Origin of the sequence: uncultured Flavobacterium sp. (assembly GCF_963925415.1) — a bacterium.
Classification (GTDB): Bacteria; Bacteroidota; Bacteroidia; order Flavobacteriales; family Flavobacteriaceae; genus Flavobacterium.
The window spans coordinates 13,762-31,053 of sequence record NZ_CAWUTS010000007.1 but is presented as its reverse complement, the minus strand read 5'-3'; the positions used below and the strand labels follow the sequence as shown (position 1 = coordinate 31,053).

The following is a 17,292-nucleotide window of genomic DNA, read 5'->3' as shown; positions in this document are numbered from 1 at the left end:
TTATGTTAAAACTAATAAAAAATGCTGAGGTTTATGCTCCAAATTATTTGGGCAAAAAAGACATTTTAATAGCTGGAGAAAAAATTGTGGCCCTAGAAAACAATTTAAATGAATTTTCAAATCAAGCAACAGTTTGGGATGCTGAGGGTAAAATAGTAACCCCAGGTTTTATTGACCAGCATATACATGTTAATGGTGCAGGTGGTAAAGATGGTTATTCGTCTATGACTCCAGAAATATCTATGAATGAGCTTATTTTATGTGGCTCAACAACTGTTGTGGGACTTTTGGGAACAGACGGAACAGCCCGAAGCATTAGATCGCTTTATAGTAAAGTTAAATCTTTAGAGCAAGAAGGTATTTCTGCTTATATGTTTTGTGGTTATTATGGTGTCGATACGGTTACTATTACAGATAGTATACAAGGTGACATGATTTTTATTGACAAAGTAATAGGTTGCAAAATAGCCATTAGCGATATTCGTTCGTCTTATCCAACTGCTCTAGAATTACTAAGAAAACTTAGAGATGTGCGCGTAGGGGGTTCTATAGCAAATAAAAAAGGAATTCTTCATGTTCACCTAGGCAACCTTCATACAAAAATGGATTTGCTTTTTGAACTTGTTAACACCTATCAATTCCCTATAGAACATATTTCGCCAACCCATGTGGGTCGAACGAAAGAACTATTTGACCAAGCTATTGAGTTTGCAAAACTAGGGGGTATCATAGATATTACTTCAGGTGCCTCAAAATATACAGATCCTTATAAAATGGTTTTATATGCTTTAGAACAAGGTGTCTCTATTGATAAAATGACGTTTAGTTCTGATGGAAATGCGGGTCTTTCGTTATTCGATGAAAAGGGTAAAAACATAGGTGTAAAAAAAGCAGCCATTGACCAAAACCTTTTTCAGGTTATTGAGTTGATACAAAAGGGCGGTCTTGCTATTGAAGATGCTTTAAAAATAATCACTACAAATCCTGCAAAAAATTTAGGTCTACAATCAAAAGGAAAAATAGAAGTAGGATTCGACGCAGATTTATGTGCCTTTGACAAAGATTTTAAATTGCAAGATGTTTTTGCAAGAGGACAACACATGATGAAAAATTCTGAATTAATAGTAAAAGGAGTGTTTTAATAATAGCTTAAAAAATTAATATACATATGAAATTTTTAAAAATAGTTGCAGCATTTTGGCTTTTATTTACACTGCCAGAAGTATATTCTCAAACCATTCAATTGGATTCGTATTCGTTTGGCGAAGGGTTAAATTTTAAAACTACAGATGGCAAAGAACTAAAAATAAGTGCTTATTTACAGCCCTATTTTGAAAGCAAAACCTTTTCAAATGATCAAGCAGAAGACGCAAACAACAGGTTTAGAATGCGCCGTTCACGACTTAGGATTGACGGAAACTCCAGCAACAAAAGATTCAGCTATCGCCTACAAATTGATTTAAGCGGGTCTTCAGAAACCGAAGATGCTGTTGGAAATTATCTTATGGATGCATACATTTCTTATGATGTTACAAAAAAAATAAACATAGCCTTTGGACAAAGGGCTACCTACACAGATAATAGGGAGTTATTCATGAATTCCAATGCTCTTCAGTTGGTGGAAAGAAGCAGGTTAACTTCTGCTTTTGCTTCCATAAGAGAGTTTGGCTTTTTTGCTCAAGGTAACTTTAAAACAGGAGCCAATTCAAACTTAAGACCCTATTTAGTGCTTACAAATGGAGATGGCGGCAACGTAGTTGGCAAAGACCATGGAGGATTAAAAGTGGGTGGACGAGTAGATTTTCTTCCTTTTGGATTGTTTACCAATTTGGGTCAGTTTAGACAAGCTGATGTAGTTAGAGAACGCACACCAAAATTTATAATAGGAGTAAATTATAGTTTAAACAAAGGCATGAGCAGTAGAAGAGGTAGAGAAAGTGGAACCATTTTGTATTTAAATGATGCCAATCAAGAGTCTTTGCCCGATTTTACAAAATATGGAGTAGATTTTTTATTTAAATACTACGGGTTTTCGGCCTTGGGTGAATATATAAAAACAACAGCTTCTGTACCTTCAAACATTACACAACGTGTACGAGTTGATGGATCTACTTCTACAACATTTGATGTCAATGGGATTCAAAACATGGAGTCTTATGTAAAAGGAAGAATGATGCTTGGAACAGGTTATAATTTTCAATTGGGTTACCTGTTTAAAAACGGTATTTCTGTAGATGGACGATATACACACTTAAAAGCAGATGCAAGTTCTTTTTTAAATAATGCTACTTTTTACAACAGACCAAACTACTATACTGTAGGATTAAGTAAATATTTGGCTCGAAATTATGGAGCAAAAATTCAAGCTTCTCTAACCTATGTGGATGGTAGTGACGGCATAAATAACAATGCCGGAATTCCAATTGACAGTAATGAATGGATGGGAAGATTAATGCTAACTTTTTCTTTATAAAATGAAACAAAGCTATATTTTTATTTTCTCTTTTTTGTATGCTATGCATGGCTTAGCGCAAATAAACCCGCAATCCAAAAAAATTACGCAACGCTATTTTCCAGATAACGAACTCATACAAAATGTAACTCCAGCTTTAAAAAAAGACAAAGGTTTTACAAATTACGAAGAATTAATTTCTTTTTTAAACGAATTAAAAACCAATCATTCAGACTACGTTACCATTAGTTATATTGGTGAAAGTCAAAAAGGAAAAAACATACCATTGGTTAGCCTAACAAATCCAAATTCGAAACAAGAAAAAACTAAAGTTTGGATGCAGGGAGGCTTACACGGCAATGAACCTGGTAGTTCTGAAGGATTATTGTATTTGCTGCACACGCTATTAACAAATACTGAAAACAGCTATTTGCTTGATAAAATAGAGCTGGCTGTAATTCCAATGGCAAACATTGACGGATATTTAAAACAAGACCGTTATGCAGCAAACGGACTCGATTTAAACCGAGATCAAACCAAGCTAATGGCTCCAGAAAGCATTTTATTAAAACAAACTTTTTCAAATTTTAAGCCAGAAGTGGCTCTTGATTTTCACGAATACAAAGCCTATAGAAAAGATTTTTCAAAGTTGGGAAATTTTGGTATTGCGGGCTACTATGACGTGATGTTTTTATATTCGGGAAACCTAAATGTACCCCAAAATATGCGTACCCTTACCGACTCTTTATTTGTTCAAAAGGCACGAGATGTAATGGATCAAAATAAATTATCGCATCACAACTATGTTACAACAGATGAGCTACAAGGAGATATTGTTTTCAATCAAGGATCAACTAATTCGCGTTCAAGTGCTACTTCTTATGCTTTAACCAATAGTATTTCTACCTTAATAGAGGTTCGCGGTGTAGACATTGGAAGAACTTCATATAAAAGACGAATAAATACTACTTTTTTAATAGGAATGTCATATTTAAAAACGGCTTATGATCATGCTGCATTGCTCAAAAAAGAAATTATAAAAGCACAAAACAAAGCAAAGCAAATAACAATAACAAGCACTCGAAAGATCTATAAAGACACCATACAAGTAATTGATTTGGATACTTATGAAATTTTAGATTTTGAAATTACTACCCGTGATGCCTTAAAATCTATACCAAAATTATCAAGAAATCTTCCAGAGGCTTATTTAATTAGCCCAAACCAAGAGGCGCTTATTACAAAATTAAAAATATTGGGTGTTCATGTAGAAACTCTTCAAGAAGATACTGCATATGATGTTGAGTGTTATACGGTTGTTTCCTATAAAAAAAACAACATGCCTTATGAAAAAATGATTCTTCAAACTGTAGAAACAAATTTATCAGAAAAAAATATTCTTTTTTTAAAGGGCACATACATCATTTCAACACATCAAAAAAATGCACCTGTCTTAACAGAAGTATTAGAGCCTGAAGCGCCTAATAGTTTTGTGAGTTTTGGCGTATTAAAAACAGAATTAAACCAAAATTTACCAATTTACAGATTACCTAAAAAGAACTAAAATGAAACCAATTATGAAAAAATTACTTAGTCTAGCTATGTTTTTATACCTCTATAACGGTATTGCTCAAGAGCAAAAATCAATAAATACTGCCGATTTTAAATTAGACGATAAAGGATTAAATTTTGTATTTAATGAAGGGGCTTATGAATTTAATATCAATGGTTTTATGCAACCAAGTGTTTCTTTTGAAAAAACAGAAGGGCAAGATGATGTGCATAATTTTAATGCAAAACGCGCTTACTTCATATTGAGCGGTAAAGCCGCAAAAGAAAAAATAAGTTTTTTAATTCAAAGCGATTTCAGTCAAGCAAAGCCACTTTTGGATGCTTGGATAGCCTATCATCCCTACAGTTGGTTAACTTTAACAGGAGGTCAAAAACAGACGTTTCTTAACAACCGAGAAATGATGTATAGAGAGGATAAATTGCAGTTTACAGAACGAAGTAGGGTCAGTGGTTTGTATAGCAACACAGGTCGTGAATTTGGTTTTTTTGTGGAAAGTAAATTTGGTAAAAAAATAGGTTTTGTTCCTCAGTTTGCTGTTACATCTGGAGATGGTAGAAATTCATTTGGGGCAGACTCTAGAGATTCAGACTTAGGTGGTTTAAAAATTGGAGCTCGTTTAGACGTTTTTCCGTTGGGGTATTTCACAGATGGGAATGATAAGTTTACAGCTGATTTAGCCCACGAAAAAAGCCTAAAAGTATTAATTGGAGCTGCAACAAGCCGAAATAAAGGCGCTAGTAATGCAGTAGGTGAAGGCCATGCCGACTTTATGTTTTATGACGCATCCGGACAAAACAATTTAACAGATTATGAGCAAGTTTTTGCTGATGTATTACTTAAATACAATGGGTTTTCATTTTTAGCAGAATATGCAGATGCAAGTGCTAGCAATTTAGACATGCAGTATTTAGACGCTGCAGCAAACCAAATATTAGCTCCAACTCAAATAAGTGAATTTTTAGTACTAGGCGAAAGCTACAGTGTTCAGGCCGGTTATGTAACCGCAAAAGGATTAAGTTTTGACTTGAGATACGAAAATACGAAACCCGAATTTGCAACAAATTTAAATTCGTTATTACCCGATTCAAACAGTTATACTTTTGGAATTACAAAGTACTTTAAATCTAATAATATAAAAATACAAGCAGCCCTAACTTCTATTGAAAACGGAAATTTGGCTAAGACAACTGTGGGTGAATTTGTAATGCAAATTGGGTTTTAAAAAAAAACTGAAGCAGTTAAATGTCAATAAAAAATTGCCTTATTAGTAGTTTAAACTAGTGTTAGCAGATTTTAAGCCATAAATAAACAAGAAGTCTTGGGGCAAACACTCAGTGGCTTCTTTTTTTGTTTAGAGTTAAAATGTAGGTTTATTTCAGTTTATTCATAAATCGATTTTTTTCAATACTCACTTTAGTTTTAAAAAGTGTTCTAATTTCCCATAGATTAATGGTGTCCGAAACTAAAAACACCTTTGAGTTGTTATTCAGCGTAATTTTTGAGTAACCTAAATCAGATGAGAATGGGTTTGTATTCCAAGAATAATATAATTCCACTTTTTTTACATTTTTATTTTCAATTTTTTGGTTTGTTTTTTTCGTGTCATTTATTAAAATCAGTTTTCCGTTAACAATATTTGCCTTAATACCCTCACTGATTTCTCAATATTTTTTTCTGTAAAGTGCAGTAGTCAGATATAGATAACTAATAAATCCAAAAAGAGCTACAAATCCATAACCTAAAATCTTATTCGGACTTTCGCTGATATAAATCATAATGAATATAACAATTGTAAATCCAGAAAATAAAATCCCAATCCCGATATCAAACCAAAGAGATGCTTTTTTCTTTTCCTTCTTCATACCTATATTAATATTTTGATATTACCACTTAACGTCAAATGTATTTTTACTTATATAATGTCTTTATCTTTTCCGTCAATTTTGTGTTTCATTTTTTTTCCCATTCCGCTTGTCACATATCCAGCAACGGTTTCTGTTTTTAATGTTCCGTTTTCCAAATATTCCAAGCTTATAGAGCAATCTCCCGTAATTTTTACCCAAACAGTTTTGCTTTCATTAGGTTTTAATTCTAAAATATGTTCAGTTTGGCATCCTACAATTTTAATGTCTGTTAGTTTGTTTTGAGTTGAGTTAGTGAACGTTATTCGCATATTTCCAATTAAAAGTAGTGTCAGCCAAATAAAAAGGAACATCATCGGTAGATTAATAAGCATCAATCTGCCTGTTTTTAAAAGTCTTTTGCGATTGGCCAAGTCTGAATTTGATTTAATTAAAATTGCTATTAAAATTATCAAATTTGTAATTCCTGCAACAACTATAAATCCGTATCCGATAAACAATAAATCGCTGTTTGAAGTAACAAAGTAAAACACAAAAATTAGAGTTCCTATAATGAACGATATTAAGGCAGTTCGTTTTCCTGAAGTGATATGTTTTTCAGATTTCATTTTTTTTCATTTTTTTTGTTAATGGCTAAAGGTTTGTCTATGATTTTTTTATGTATTTTAAGCTTCTACTTTAGCAAATAAATCACAGAGAGAAAGTCAGCAAGGACTTTTGTAAATTGAATAAAACGAGCAATTATTTTTTAGGGTGTCGGGCTGTCGTTATTTATCCGTTTAAATATTCATTTCGCTTAAACTTAATTCCTTTTCTTATCAAATATGCGTGGTAGGCACTTGGTATGTCGTGAGTCCATTTTGGTAAAATTAAAGTTATTAAAATTCGGTCAACATGCGAAATCAATCCCATAATTATAGCTAATGTGAATGGAACTCCAGCGTGATTATAGCCGATTAAGGAGGTAAAAGCGATTAACAAAGTTATTCCCCATAGTTTTGACAGAAATGCGTGGGTACAAGTTTCTTTTTTAAATTTTATAATGCTAATCGCATAACAAGCAACTTCCATTACGAGAATTGTACAAATAACAATTGAATTGTCAGCAATCAGTTGTGGATATAAAATCCAAGTAGCAAATCCAATTGATAACCAAAATATCATATCAGTTTGACTGTCCATTCTTCTCAGTTTTGCAGAAGAGATATTTTGCTTTCGAGCTATTATTCCATCAAGAATGTCGGATACCAAACCAAGATACATAAGTATTAAAATTAGTGTTTTGGAGCTTTCACCTATAAAATATGCCAACGCCAATATAATTGGAGCAAGTAAAAGTCGGAATAGTATTAATGCTGTTGGAATGTTCATTTTAATTTTTGCTAACGATTAGTGAATATATTGTAGCAACTTAAAAGTGCTGCATTTTTGTTTTATCTCTTTGCCAAATTTGCAATTTGGCGCTGCCAATAAAAAGCTTTGACCTTTTTAGATTAATGAACCCAATATGAATTATACAACTGTTGTAATTAGTTTGTTTTGAATTCGAAACTATTTAAAATTTGTTCACCTATACTTTTATAGCCTGAGTATTCAGACTGTTTACAAGTCAATGTTAATATGAACGCTTTATTATTTTTTACCCAATAATATTGTTCATATTGTAAGTTAAAAATCCCTTGTTTTCCTGTATAGATCACTTTTTGAAATTCTTTACCATTTTTATTTACACGTTCGCTTGTTATTATTTTTCCTTCAGTAATCAAAGTTTTAATTTGATTTTCTGAAATTTCTACATATTTATTAAGATCAAGATTATATGCACTTAAATCTTGAATAATTAAATTAATATTTTCTTTAAAGTTGTCGTTATTGGAACTTAATGGGCTTAAAAGAATGAATTCTGAACCCATCTGACCAGATTCATTTAATTCCCATTCGTTTGGATAATTTATGGTGTAATTAACTTTCTTTAAATTATTCCACTTCTTTGTTTGTCCGCAAACAGAGATTGAAATTAAAAGCATAAATATCCCTGTTAATTTTGTGTTTTTCATTTTTAATGTTTGCCACCGTTTTGGGCTTTGCATCAGCGACTTGTTATTTAAGACAGACCATAACAAATATAGATAAAATATAGGTTTGATTGCCTAAACTTTATAAATACAAAAGCAACTTTGGGTGTTATCCCAAAAAGCGCTATTGAATATAGGCAGTGTTGGCAAGCGTATTTAATTCAATTTCTCGAGTTGTTGATCAATTTCTGAATGAATTTGTTCTAATTCTTGAGAATATTTTTCAGTATCTTCACTAATCGCTTTTTTGAACAATTTAAATGCTTTTAATCTTAATTCCGAATACTTTAGCAATATTATGTTTTGCTGTAATAATTCAGAAGTTAAGTTTTCAATATCATTTGCCTTTTTAATAATTTCAATATTCTCCTCCCATTTTGGAATTGTGTTATTGTTTAATTCTTTAAGAAGAGAATAACTTGTTTCAGTATTTATTTTGTCGTAAAATAATAAAGTCTCTGTTTCATTTTTTGAAAATTCAGCAAGTTGAGTGTCATATGCTTCGTATTCAGCAGTATCAGGCGAAAGAAATACATATCCAAATATTCCGATTGATAATACAGCCAATGCGATTAATCCAATTGCTGCTGCTTTCCATCTTGAAAAGAACTCATTTTCATTTTTTTTATGTTTGTTTAGTATTTTTCCGTGAATTTTTTCAACAATCAAATAAATAATTCCTGTATAAATTAAAGGTAAAATTTGATTTGGAACTTTATCAATAATGTTATCAGGAATCATAAATATTCCACCAAATAAAATTATGGTTGTAACTATCCCAATTAGTAGAGATTTCTTTCCTTGATCAGGTTTGTTTAAGCTTATATAATTTTGTTGTATTAAATATCCTGCGGCTAATGGCCCGCCAATAAAGGTTGCGATTCCAATTGCTTTTTGAGAATAAAATTTTAAATTTTTAGTGTTGTTTTCTTTTTCTATCATTTTTTTGTCAGCTTGCAGTAAACGTGTTTGTATATGTTTTGTTGCGTTTTTTTTATAAGTAGGCGATAACTAGCCATTAATTATACACTTCTTAAGTTTTTTTTATTGTTTTCGTCCTTTCTCAATAAACCAAATTATTAAGATTGAAACTGACAATGGTACTATTAAATAAGTCAAAATATTTTTAATATCCACAGGACTTATTCCTTTAATTCGTGGATTGAAAATATATCTATCTATTACAAAATATAAAATCAAAATTATAACTAATGAGAGAATTACTATTAAGAGAATCCGAAATGTTTTTATAAACTTATTCATATAATTTAAAAATTAGTTTCATTTTTACTCGTTTGCAAATAAAATGCTGCTAACGTCTAGTATAAGAAAAGTTGGGCAGTAAATATGCACTTTCGTTTCGGTTTATTACTTAGCTAAATAGAAATATTTTATCATTCAGTTAGATTTTCATTCATAGATTTCAGAGTGCCAATTTTCGGCATTTCAGTAATGTCCGATTCTCCGTCAATTGAGTAAAATTGTAATTCAGTAGGCATTTTTTCAGTCCCGAATACAGCTGTTCCAATTAATTCTCCGTTTTCACCTTTTCCATTTGTAATCTTTTTTTTTATTAGTTTTTTTCAGCTTGCAGCAAACGTGTTTGTATATGTTTTGTTGCGTTTTTAAGGCGCCATACTTTCCGTTTGGCTATCGTTTATTTAATTTAATTTTTTATATCAGTACTTTAAACTTAATTATGTATCGCCATTGTTATGGGCTAATTTTAATACATTAGATGTTTCTTTTCATTTTTATTCCAACCTGCTTGATTTGCATATTCGACAAAATATATTTTCAAGGTCGCTTGATTTTCATATTTAACAAAATAAATTTTCTTTTTTGCTTGATTCACATAGTCTGTAAAAAACCACTTTCCCTCATTGTCTCCTGTTTGGTTATCGTATTTTACTTTGTAAACATTTAAATCAGCTTGATTTTTATACTTTACAACAAAAACTTTTACGTCTGCTTGATTTTCGTATTCAACAGAGAATACCTTTTGAGCAAATGTATAGCTCGAAAAAAAAAGTACTAAAAGGTATATTAAAGAATGTTTCATGTTATAAGCTTTTTTTGTTTCGTTCCGTTTTTATCTACTGCCCACCCAATTAGTTGAAATTTTTTAAATTTCCAAAGTAAGTATATATTTGTAAGAAATACTGCTATTATAGACAGTAAGCAAGAAAAAAAGGTGAGCCAATTTTTTTCTTTAACTCTTTAAGAAGAGAGAAACTTTGTCTTTTAATATATTTACCTCATTCAATTTCATGTCAATGTTTTCTGTTAATAATTTTCTTTGAAATTCACAATTTTCACAATTATTAAAAGCTTTGTGTTTATCTTCATCTTTATGAAGCTTAGAATAATGATTTTTTTCTATTTCGAAATATTTGTTTCCCATTTCATAAGGCAAGGCATCTTTCAAAATATTTGTAATGTGATAAATATCATAAATCAAAAGAGCTTTCTTATTAAACAATTTATAGTAGTTAGGAAAAGTTATGCTTTTTAGTATATCAGTGTTAAAGTCTTCAAATAATTTAATCTTTATTATTCCTGTCTCATTTTCAACATTATCTTTATTAATATATTCTTTAAGTCTAATGTATTCTAATATTAGTAAAGGAAATACTTTTTCGGCAGATTTTAAATAATCAATAACAAAATTTCTATTTTTTTGTTTTATCTGAATGTTTTAAAACAGTCGAAAATTGATTTTCCAAACATTCCTATTAGTACAGAGAAAATAATTTTAAAAAAATCATACTCAGTTTCCGTTATTTGTATGTGCATAATATTATTAATTTGATTTATTAAAATTCAGAATCTGAAATAACTTTTATTGAGCCTAAGTAAGTTCAGCAGTTTTTGCTAACCAGTATATATCGTCAAATGTATACAACTTTTGTCAACATACCATAATAACGGACTACTATTAAAAATTGCCAAAACAAAAAGAGTTCCGTTTTATATCCTTGGCAAATCACCAGCGCCTTTTAAGGGTAAATTAGAGTGGCCCATTAAATAGCGGTCTACATGATGTGCTGCTTGCCTGCCTTCTGAAATTGCCCAAACAATCAACGATTGACCTCTGCGCATGTCGCCAGCAGCAAAAATTCCGCTTATATTGGTTGCATAATTTTTTTCGCTGGCTTGTATGTTGGTTCTAAAATCCATTTCGAGACCAAATTGATCGGCCAAGGTTTTTTCGGAACCTGTAAATCCCAAGGCTAGTAAAGCCAATTCGCAATCCCATGTTTTTTCGGTATCAGCCACTTCCACTAGTTCTGGGCGCTCTCCTTTTTTATAAACCCATTCTACTTCTGCTGTTTTTAAGCCTATTAAATTTCCGTTTGTATCTCCTATAAATTCTTTGGTAGAAATGCTAAAAAAGCGCTCTACACCTTCTTTATGTGATGAGCTGCTGCGCAATCTCATAGGCCAATAGGGCCAAGGCTGATGTGCAGGTCTGCCCTCGCTTGGTTTGCTTAATATTTCAAAGTTGTTTACCGATTTTGCTCCTTGTCGGTTTGATGTTCCTATGCAATCAGAACCCGTGTCGCCACCACCAATAACAATTACATTTTTGCCGCTGGCTAAAATTTCATCTTTAATAGCATTTAACCCGTCAACACGTTGGTTGTTTTGTTTTAAAAAATCCATGGCTTGTACCACGCCTTTTAAATGCGATCCTTTTATTGAAATTGCTCTTTTTACAGCTGCACCACCACACAAGGCAATAGCATCAAAATCGCTTTTTAGGGTTTCTACACGTATGTTTTTGCCCACATGCGCATGGGTTTTAAAAACAATTCCTTCTTCTTTTAACACCTCAATACGTCGGTCAATAATATTTTTTTGCAATTTAAAATCGGGTATTCCATATCGCAATAGGCCCCCTACTTTGGCGTCTCTTTCAAAAACAGTTACCCAGTGTCCTGCTCTGTTTAGTTGTTGTGCAGCTGCTAGCCCAGATGGACCAGATCCTACAACAGCAACTTTTTTGCCTGTTCGAGCAGCAGGTGGTTGTGCGGTTATCCAGCCTTCTTCAAAGGCTTTTTCTACAATGTTTTTTTCAATATTTTCAATGGAAACAGGGTCTTCGTTAATGCCTAATACACAAGCTTCTTCACATGGAGCAGGACATAAGCGCCCTGTAAATTCAGGAAAATTGTTGGTTGCATGAAGCACTTTTGCAGCTTCTTTCCACCGTCCTTTGTATACATGGTCATTAAAATCGGGAATTAGATTGCCCAAAGGGCAACCGCTGTGGCAAAACGGAACACCACAATCCATGCAACGAGCTCCTTGATTTTTAAGGTCTTTCTCTTCTAATGAAATGCTGAATTCTTTATAGTTTTTTAGTCGATCTTCAACTTTTTCGTACGTTTCGTTTTGTCGTTCAATTTCTAAAAATCCTGTTATTTTTCCCATGATCTTAAACTGTTATTTTATTTTCTTCTTCTATTCTAATTAAGGCTTGTTTGTATTCTTCGGGCAATACTTTAATAAATTGAGTCAGCTCTTTTTTCCAATTTTCTAATATGCGTTGTGCCTGCGGGCTGCCAGTTGCATCATAGTGATTGATGATCAGCTGCTTCAATTCTGCTAGGTCTTCGGGTATTACAACCCGATCCAAATTTAAACCTTCAGTATTGCAATTTTTGTGAAAGGTGTTACGGGTATCATAAATGTAAGCAACTCCGCCACTCATACCTGCACCAAAATTTCGACCTACCTCACCTAAAACTACAGCAACTCCGCCTGTCATATACTCACAGCCATGATCACCAATGCCCTCTACAACGGCAATTGCTCCTGAGTTTCTTACGCAAAATCGCTCGCCTGCTTTTCCATTAATATATACTTCTCCAGATGTTGCCCCATATAAGGCTACGTTGCCTATAATAACATTTTCTTCAGGAATCAGAGTTGCTTCATCAGGTACTTTTACCACAATTTTTGCCCCCGATAATCCTTTTCCTAAATAATCATTTGCGTTTCCGTTGATTACAAGGGTTAGCCCTTTTGTAGAAAAAGCAGCAAAACTTTGACCTGCCGAGCCTGTAAAGTTAACTTTTAGGGTATTATTTGGCAAGCCTTGTGCGCCGTATATTTTAGAGATTTCGTTGCTGATAATAGCTCCAAAAGCACGATCCATATTATTGATCTTAGATTCAATAACAATTTTTTCTTTTCTAAAAATAGCTGGATGTGCTAGTTTCATAATTTTAAAATCTAATGCTTTTTCTAAATCATGATTTTGCTTTTCTGTGTTGTATAATTTAGTACCCTGTGGAACCTCAATTTTATGCAAAATAGGCGATAAATCTAAACCGTTTGCTTTATAAAAATTGATTGTTTTGTTTCGATTTAATTTTTGTACTTGGCCCACCATTTCATTAACTGTTCTAAAGCCAAGTTGGGCCATAATATCTCTTAATTCTTGCGCTATGAAATACATGAAGTTTACAACATGTTCAGGTTTACCTTTAAATTTTTTACGCAGTTCGGGGTTTTGAGTTGCAATACCAACGGGGCAAGTATTTAAATGACAAGCACGCATCATAATACAACCCGAAGCAACTAAAGGTGCTGTTGCAAAACCAAACTCTTCTGCTCCTAACAAACAGGCAATTGCAACATCACGACCTGTTTTAAGCTGGCCATCACATTCTAAAACCACCCTGTTTCTTAAATTATTCATTACCAAGGTTTGCTGGGCTTCTGCTAAGCCTAATTCCCAAGGTAGGCCTGCGTGTTTTTGTGAGGTTAAAGGTGTAGCGCCTGTGCCACCATCGTGGCCAGAAATCAAAATAACATCGCCTTTTGCTTTGGCAACCCCAGCTGCTACAGTTCCTATTCCTACTTCTGAAACTAATTTTACATTAATACGAGCTTCTCTATTGGCTGATTTTAAATCGTAAATTAATTGCGACAAATCTTCAATAGAATAGATGTCGTGATGTGGAGGTGGCGAAATCAATCCTACATAAGGTGTTGAATTTCTTGTTTTAGCGATATCAGGATTTACTTTAGCCCCAGGCAATTGACCCCCTTCGCCAGGTTTTGCTCCTTGTGCCATTTTTATTTGAATTTCTGATGCATTGGTTAGGTAGTTTGAAGTTACTCCAAAACGGCCTGAAGCCACTTGCTTGATGGCAGAGTTTTTCCAATCGCCGTTTGGATCTTTGTAAAAGCGTTCTTCATCCTCACCACCTTCACCCGAATTGCTTTTTCCGCCAATTCGGTTCATGGCAACAGCTAAGTTTTCATGAGCTTCTTTGCTGATCGATCCATAAGACATAGCCCCTGTTTTGAAACGTTTTACAATTTCGGTCCAAGGCTCAACTTCATCTAAGGGTATAGGGTCAAAATTATCAAATTCAAATAAGCCTCTGATGGTCATCAGTTGTTTGGTTTGCTCGTTTACCAGGTCTGCATATTCTTTGTACGAGCTGTGTTTATTTTCTCGAACCGATTCTTGTAGTTTTGCAATGGTTAAAGGGTTAAATAAATGTTTTTCGCCATCGCGTCTCCACTTATATAGTCCTCCAAAATCTAAACTTAAATCGCCTTCAATGGCATCTGTTTTATATGCTCTTTTGTGTCTTTTAAAAATTTCTTTTTCAATTTCGCGTAAACCAATACCTTGAATTCGGGTTACCGTATTCGGAAAATATTCGTTTACTACTTTGGTGTTTAAACCAATGCATTCAAACAACTGTGCTCCTCTGTATGAATTTAATGTAGAGATTCCAATTTTGTTCATTACTTTTAAAACACCCGTTCCAATAGCTTTGTTGTAATTTTTTACAGCGTCTAAATAGGCTATATTTTCAATATCTTTTGCTTCAACTTGATTGTAAACAATTTCGTTTACAATATAAGGGTTAATGGCACTTGCACCATAGCCAAATAATAAGGCAAAATGATGCACTTCTCTTGGTTCTGCAGACTCAATAATCAAACTTACCTTGGCGCGTTTTCCTATTTTGTATAATTCATGATTTACATATGAACAAGCTAATAATGCCGGAATCGGAGCTAATTTTTCATTGACGCCTCGGTCAGATAGTATAATGATGTTTCCGCCTTCGTCAATAATTTTTGAAGCTTTTTTGACTAAATTTTCTAAAGCAAACTCCAATTCGTTTAAACCTTTATCTACTTCGTACAAAATAGGAATGCTGGCAACAACAAAATTAGGATTGGATGTGTAGTTTTTTATTTTATCTAAATCATGCATCGAAATAACAGGATTTTGAATTTTAAGTTTTCTACATTGTTCTTCGTTTATTTTAAAAATGTTGATGTCTTTGCCTAATGTTAAACTGATGTCTGTAATAAGCATTTCACGAATACCATCTAAAGGGGGATTAGTAACTTGTGCAAAAAGTTGTTTGAAGTAATTGTATATTAACTGTGGTTTTTTTGAAAGAATTGCAATTGGCGAATCGTTACCCATTGAGCCAATTGGCTCTTTGCCTGTTTGCGCCATGGGCTGTATGATGATTCGCAAATCTTCTTCGGTATAGCCAAATACTACCTGGCGTTTTTCTAAAGCATCTTCTTGATGCACAATAACACCTTTTTTTGCAGGAATATCTTTTAGATGTACTAAATTTTTATTCAACCATTTTTTGTAAGGATGTTTGGAAACGATAGCTTCTTTAATTTCTTCATCGTTTATAATTCGCCCTTGATTCATGTCTACTAAAAACATTTTTCCGGGCTCCAAACGTCCGTGTTTTTCAATGTTTTTAGGTTCAATTTCAATCACACCCGTTTCTGATGACATGATAACAAAGCCATCTTTTGTAACGGTGTATCTTGATGGTCTTAATCCATTTCTGTCTAAAACAGCTCCAATATAGTTTCCATCTGTAAAAGGAATAGAAGCAGGGCCGTCCCATGGTTCCATTATACACGAATTGTATTCATAAAAGGCTCTTTTGGTTTCAGACATTTCTGGGTTTTTTTCCCAAGCTTCAGGAACCAGCATCATCATTACTTCAGGTAAAGATCGTTCTGTCATTAACAAGAGCTCAACAACCATGTCCATTTGAGCCGAGTCTGATTTTCCTGGAAGAATTATGGGAAAAATACTTTTAATTTCTTCACCAAACCATTCGCTTTCCATCAATTCTTGGCGCGAAAGAGTGCGCGTTACATTGCCTCGAAGGGTATTGATTTCGCCATTATGACACATGTATCTAAAAGGTTGTGCCAAATCCCATGTAGGAAATGTATTGGTTGAAAAGCGTTGATGAACCAAAGCCAATCGAGTAACCAAAGAAGGATCTTGTAAGTCTGTGTAATATAGTTTTATGTCTTCTGGAATAAGCAGACCTTTAAAAATAATAATTTTAGTTGATAAACTAGGCAAGTAAAAACGACCGCTTTCAGATAATTTTGAATTATATATAAAATGTTCAGCTTGTTTACGAGCTGTAAATAACTTTAAATTAAAGGCAAAGTCGGTTTGCTTTTTATCGGTTTTACCAATAAAAATTTGTTTTACAAAAGGTTCAGATTCTGCAGCAATTTTACCAATTACAGAAGAATCAACGGGTACATCTCTCCATCCTAAAATATCCAAGCCTTGATTTGTTAAATAGGCTTCAAACTTTTCTATACAATATTTGCGTTGGTTTTCTTTTTGGGGCAAAAAAACATTGCTAACAGCGTAGGATCCAAATTCAGGTAAAACGAAGGTGCAATTTTTTACAAAAAACTCATGTGGTATGTCAATGAGTATTCCTGCGCCGTCTCCCGTTTTTCCGTCACTGCTGACAGCGCCTCTGTGCTCTAGTTTTTCTAATATTTCTAAAGCTTTATGAATAATAGTGTTTGACTTATTGCCTTTTAAACTGCATATAAATCCTGCGCCACAATTGTCATGTTCAAATTCGGGCAAATACAAGCCTTGTTTTTTTAGCATAATAGTCAATTTTTATTATTTTTTTTCTTCTGTACTATGCTAAAATACGACAAACAAATAGGCAATAAAAACCTGCAATAAACTTTTTCGAAATTAAAATTTTAAGCCAACTTGAATGACGATTATGTATTTTATTAACCTGTATTTTGTCAATTATTCAATTATATAATTTTCTTTTCACATGTATTTTCATGTAAATTGTTAAAAAAACTGAAATAGTTTAATCTGAAACAAGAAAATTTAAAAATCTAAATTTCAAATAATCAAAAAATTACATAATTTTTAACATACCCATAAAAAATAGGGGTCAATAATATAAAAATGATAAAAATTATACCAAAGACCCTTTATTTTATATGGTATATATGCTTTTTATATACATT

Annotated in this window: 12 protein-coding genes; 4 read left to right on the top strand and 8 right to left on the bottom strand. The window is 32.8% G+C overall.

From position 1 onward, the window contains the following. The first annotated feature begins 2 nt into the window (after positions 1 to 2). The 4 genes from iadA to AABM47_RS00660 are packed head-to-tail and all read left to right on the top strand — an operon-like array spanning position 3 to position 5,247. A complete protein-coding gene (gene iadA, locus AABM47_RS00675) occupies positions 3 to 1,142 on the top strand; it encodes a beta-aspartyl-peptidase (protein ID WP_338408995.1) in 1,140 nt (379 codons plus the stop codon). 26 nt (positions 1,143 to 1,168) lie between these two features. Then, positions 1,169 to 2,473, top strand: coding sequence for a porin (locus AABM47_RS00670; protein ID WP_338408994.1), 1,305 nt, complete (start codon positions 1,169 to 1,171; stop codon positions 2,471 to 2,473). A gap of 1 nt (position 2,474) precedes the next feature. Continuing rightward, positions 2,475 to 4,016 (top strand): M14 family zinc carboxypeptidase, encoded by a 1,542-nt coding sequence (locus AABM47_RS00665; protein WP_338408993.1) that lies wholly within the window; start codon positions 2,475 to 2,477, stop codon positions 4,014 to 4,016. A 13-nt stretch (positions 4,017 to 4,029) separates the two neighbouring features. Then, positions 4,030 to 5,247 carry a hypothetical protein gene (locus AABM47_RS00660; protein ID WP_338408992.1) on the top strand — a complete coding sequence of 406 codons (1,218 nt, stop codon included), beginning with the start codon at positions 4,030 to 4,032 and terminating at the stop codon, positions 5,245 to 5,247. Between the two features lie 690 nt (positions 5,248 to 5,937). Here AABM47_RS00660 and AABM47_RS00655 read toward each other — a convergent pair. From AABM47_RS00655 to gltB, 8 genes are all read right to left on the bottom strand, one after another. Next, positions 5,938 to 6,495 (bottom strand): hypothetical protein, encoded by a 558-nt coding sequence (locus tag AABM47_RS00655; protein WP_338408991.1) that lies wholly within the window; start codon positions 6,493 to 6,495, stop codon positions 5,938 to 5,940. 163 nt (positions 6,496 to 6,658) lie between these two features. Further along, entirely contained in the window at positions 6,659 to 7,258 is a 600-nt protein-coding gene (locus tag AABM47_RS00650; RefSeq protein ID WP_338408990.1) for a CDP-alcohol phosphatidyltransferase family protein, read from the bottom strand. Positions 7,259 to 7,416: 158 nt separating this feature from the next. Continuing rightward, the gene (locus AABM47_RS00645) at positions 7,417 to 7,944 is read right to left on the bottom strand and encodes a hypothetical protein (RefSeq protein WP_338408989.1); all 528 of its coding nucleotides are present in this window, start codon (positions 7,942 to 7,944) and stop codon (positions 7,417 to 7,419) included. A gap of 174 nt (positions 7,945 to 8,118) precedes the next feature. After that, the gene (locus tag AABM47_RS00640; protein ID WP_338408988.1) at positions 8,119 to 8,904 is read right to left on the bottom strand and encodes a hypothetical protein; all 786 of its coding nucleotides are present in this window, start codon (positions 8,902 to 8,904) and stop codon (positions 8,119 to 8,121) included. 784 nt (positions 8,905 to 9,688) lie between these two features. Beyond that, positions 9,689 to 10,024, bottom strand: coding sequence for a DUF6150 family protein (locus AABM47_RS00635; RefSeq protein WP_338408987.1), 336 nt, complete (start codon positions 10,022 to 10,024; stop codon positions 9,689 to 9,691). 150 nt (positions 10,025 to 10,174) lie between these two features. Further along, on the bottom strand, positions 10,175 to 10,444 hold the full coding sequence (locus AABM47_RS00630) for a hypothetical protein (protein ID WP_338408986.1): 270 nt from the start codon (positions 10,442 to 10,444) through the stop codon (positions 10,175 to 10,177). A 488-nt stretch (positions 10,445 to 10,932) separates the two neighbouring features. Next, entirely contained in the window at positions 10,933 to 12,399 is a 1,467-nt protein-coding gene (locus AABM47_RS00625; RefSeq protein ID WP_338408985.1) for a glutamate synthase subunit beta, read from the bottom strand. Positions 12,400 to 12,403: 4 nt separating this feature from the next. After that, positions 12,404 to 16,909: a glutamate synthase large subunit gene (gene gltB, locus AABM47_RS00620; RefSeq protein WP_338408984.1), complete on the bottom strand. Its 4,506-nt coding sequence runs from the start codon at positions 16,907 to 16,909 to the stop codon at positions 12,404 to 12,406. Positions 16,910 to 17,292: the final 383 nt, after the last annotated feature.

Coding starts and splice junctions, on each gene's coding strand:
- iadA (WP_338408995.1), top strand. CDS start 3: ATGTTAAAACTAATAAAAAATGCTGAGGTTTATGCTCCAAATTATTTG.
- AABM47_RS00670 (WP_338408994.1), top strand. CDS start 1,169: ATGAAATTTTTAAAAATAGTTGCAGCATTTTGGCTTTTATTTACACTG.
- AABM47_RS00665 (WP_338408993.1), top strand. CDS start 2,475: ATGAAACAAAGCTATATTTTTATTTTCTCTTTTTTGTATGCTATGCAT.
- AABM47_RS00660 (WP_338408992.1), top strand. CDS start 4,030: ATGAAAAAATTACTTAGTCTAGCTATGTTTTTATACCTCTATAACGGT.
- AABM47_RS00655 (WP_338408991.1), bottom strand. CDS start 6,495: ATGAAATCTGAAAAACATATCACTTCAGGAAAACGAACTGCCTTAATA.
- AABM47_RS00650 (WP_338408990.1), bottom strand. CDS start 7,258: ATGAACATTCCAACAGCATTAATACTATTCCGACTTTTACTTGCTCCA.
- AABM47_RS00645 (WP_338408989.1), bottom strand. CDS start 7,944: ATGAAAAACACAAAATTAACAGGGATATTTATGCTTTTAATTTCAATC.
- AABM47_RS00640 (WP_338408988.1), bottom strand. CDS start 8,904: ATGATAGAAAAAGAAAACAACACTAAAAATTTAAAATTTTATTCTCAA.
- AABM47_RS00635 (WP_338408987.1), bottom strand. CDS start 10,024: ATGAAACATTCTTTAATATACCTTTTAGTACTTTTTTTTTCGAGCTAT.
- AABM47_RS00625 (WP_338408985.1), bottom strand. CDS start 12,399: ATGGGAAAAATAACAGGATTTTTAGAAATTGAACGACAAAACGAAACG.
- gltB (WP_338408984.1), bottom strand. CDS start 16,909: ATGCTAAAAAAACAAGGCTTGTATTTGCCCGAATTTGAACATGACAAT.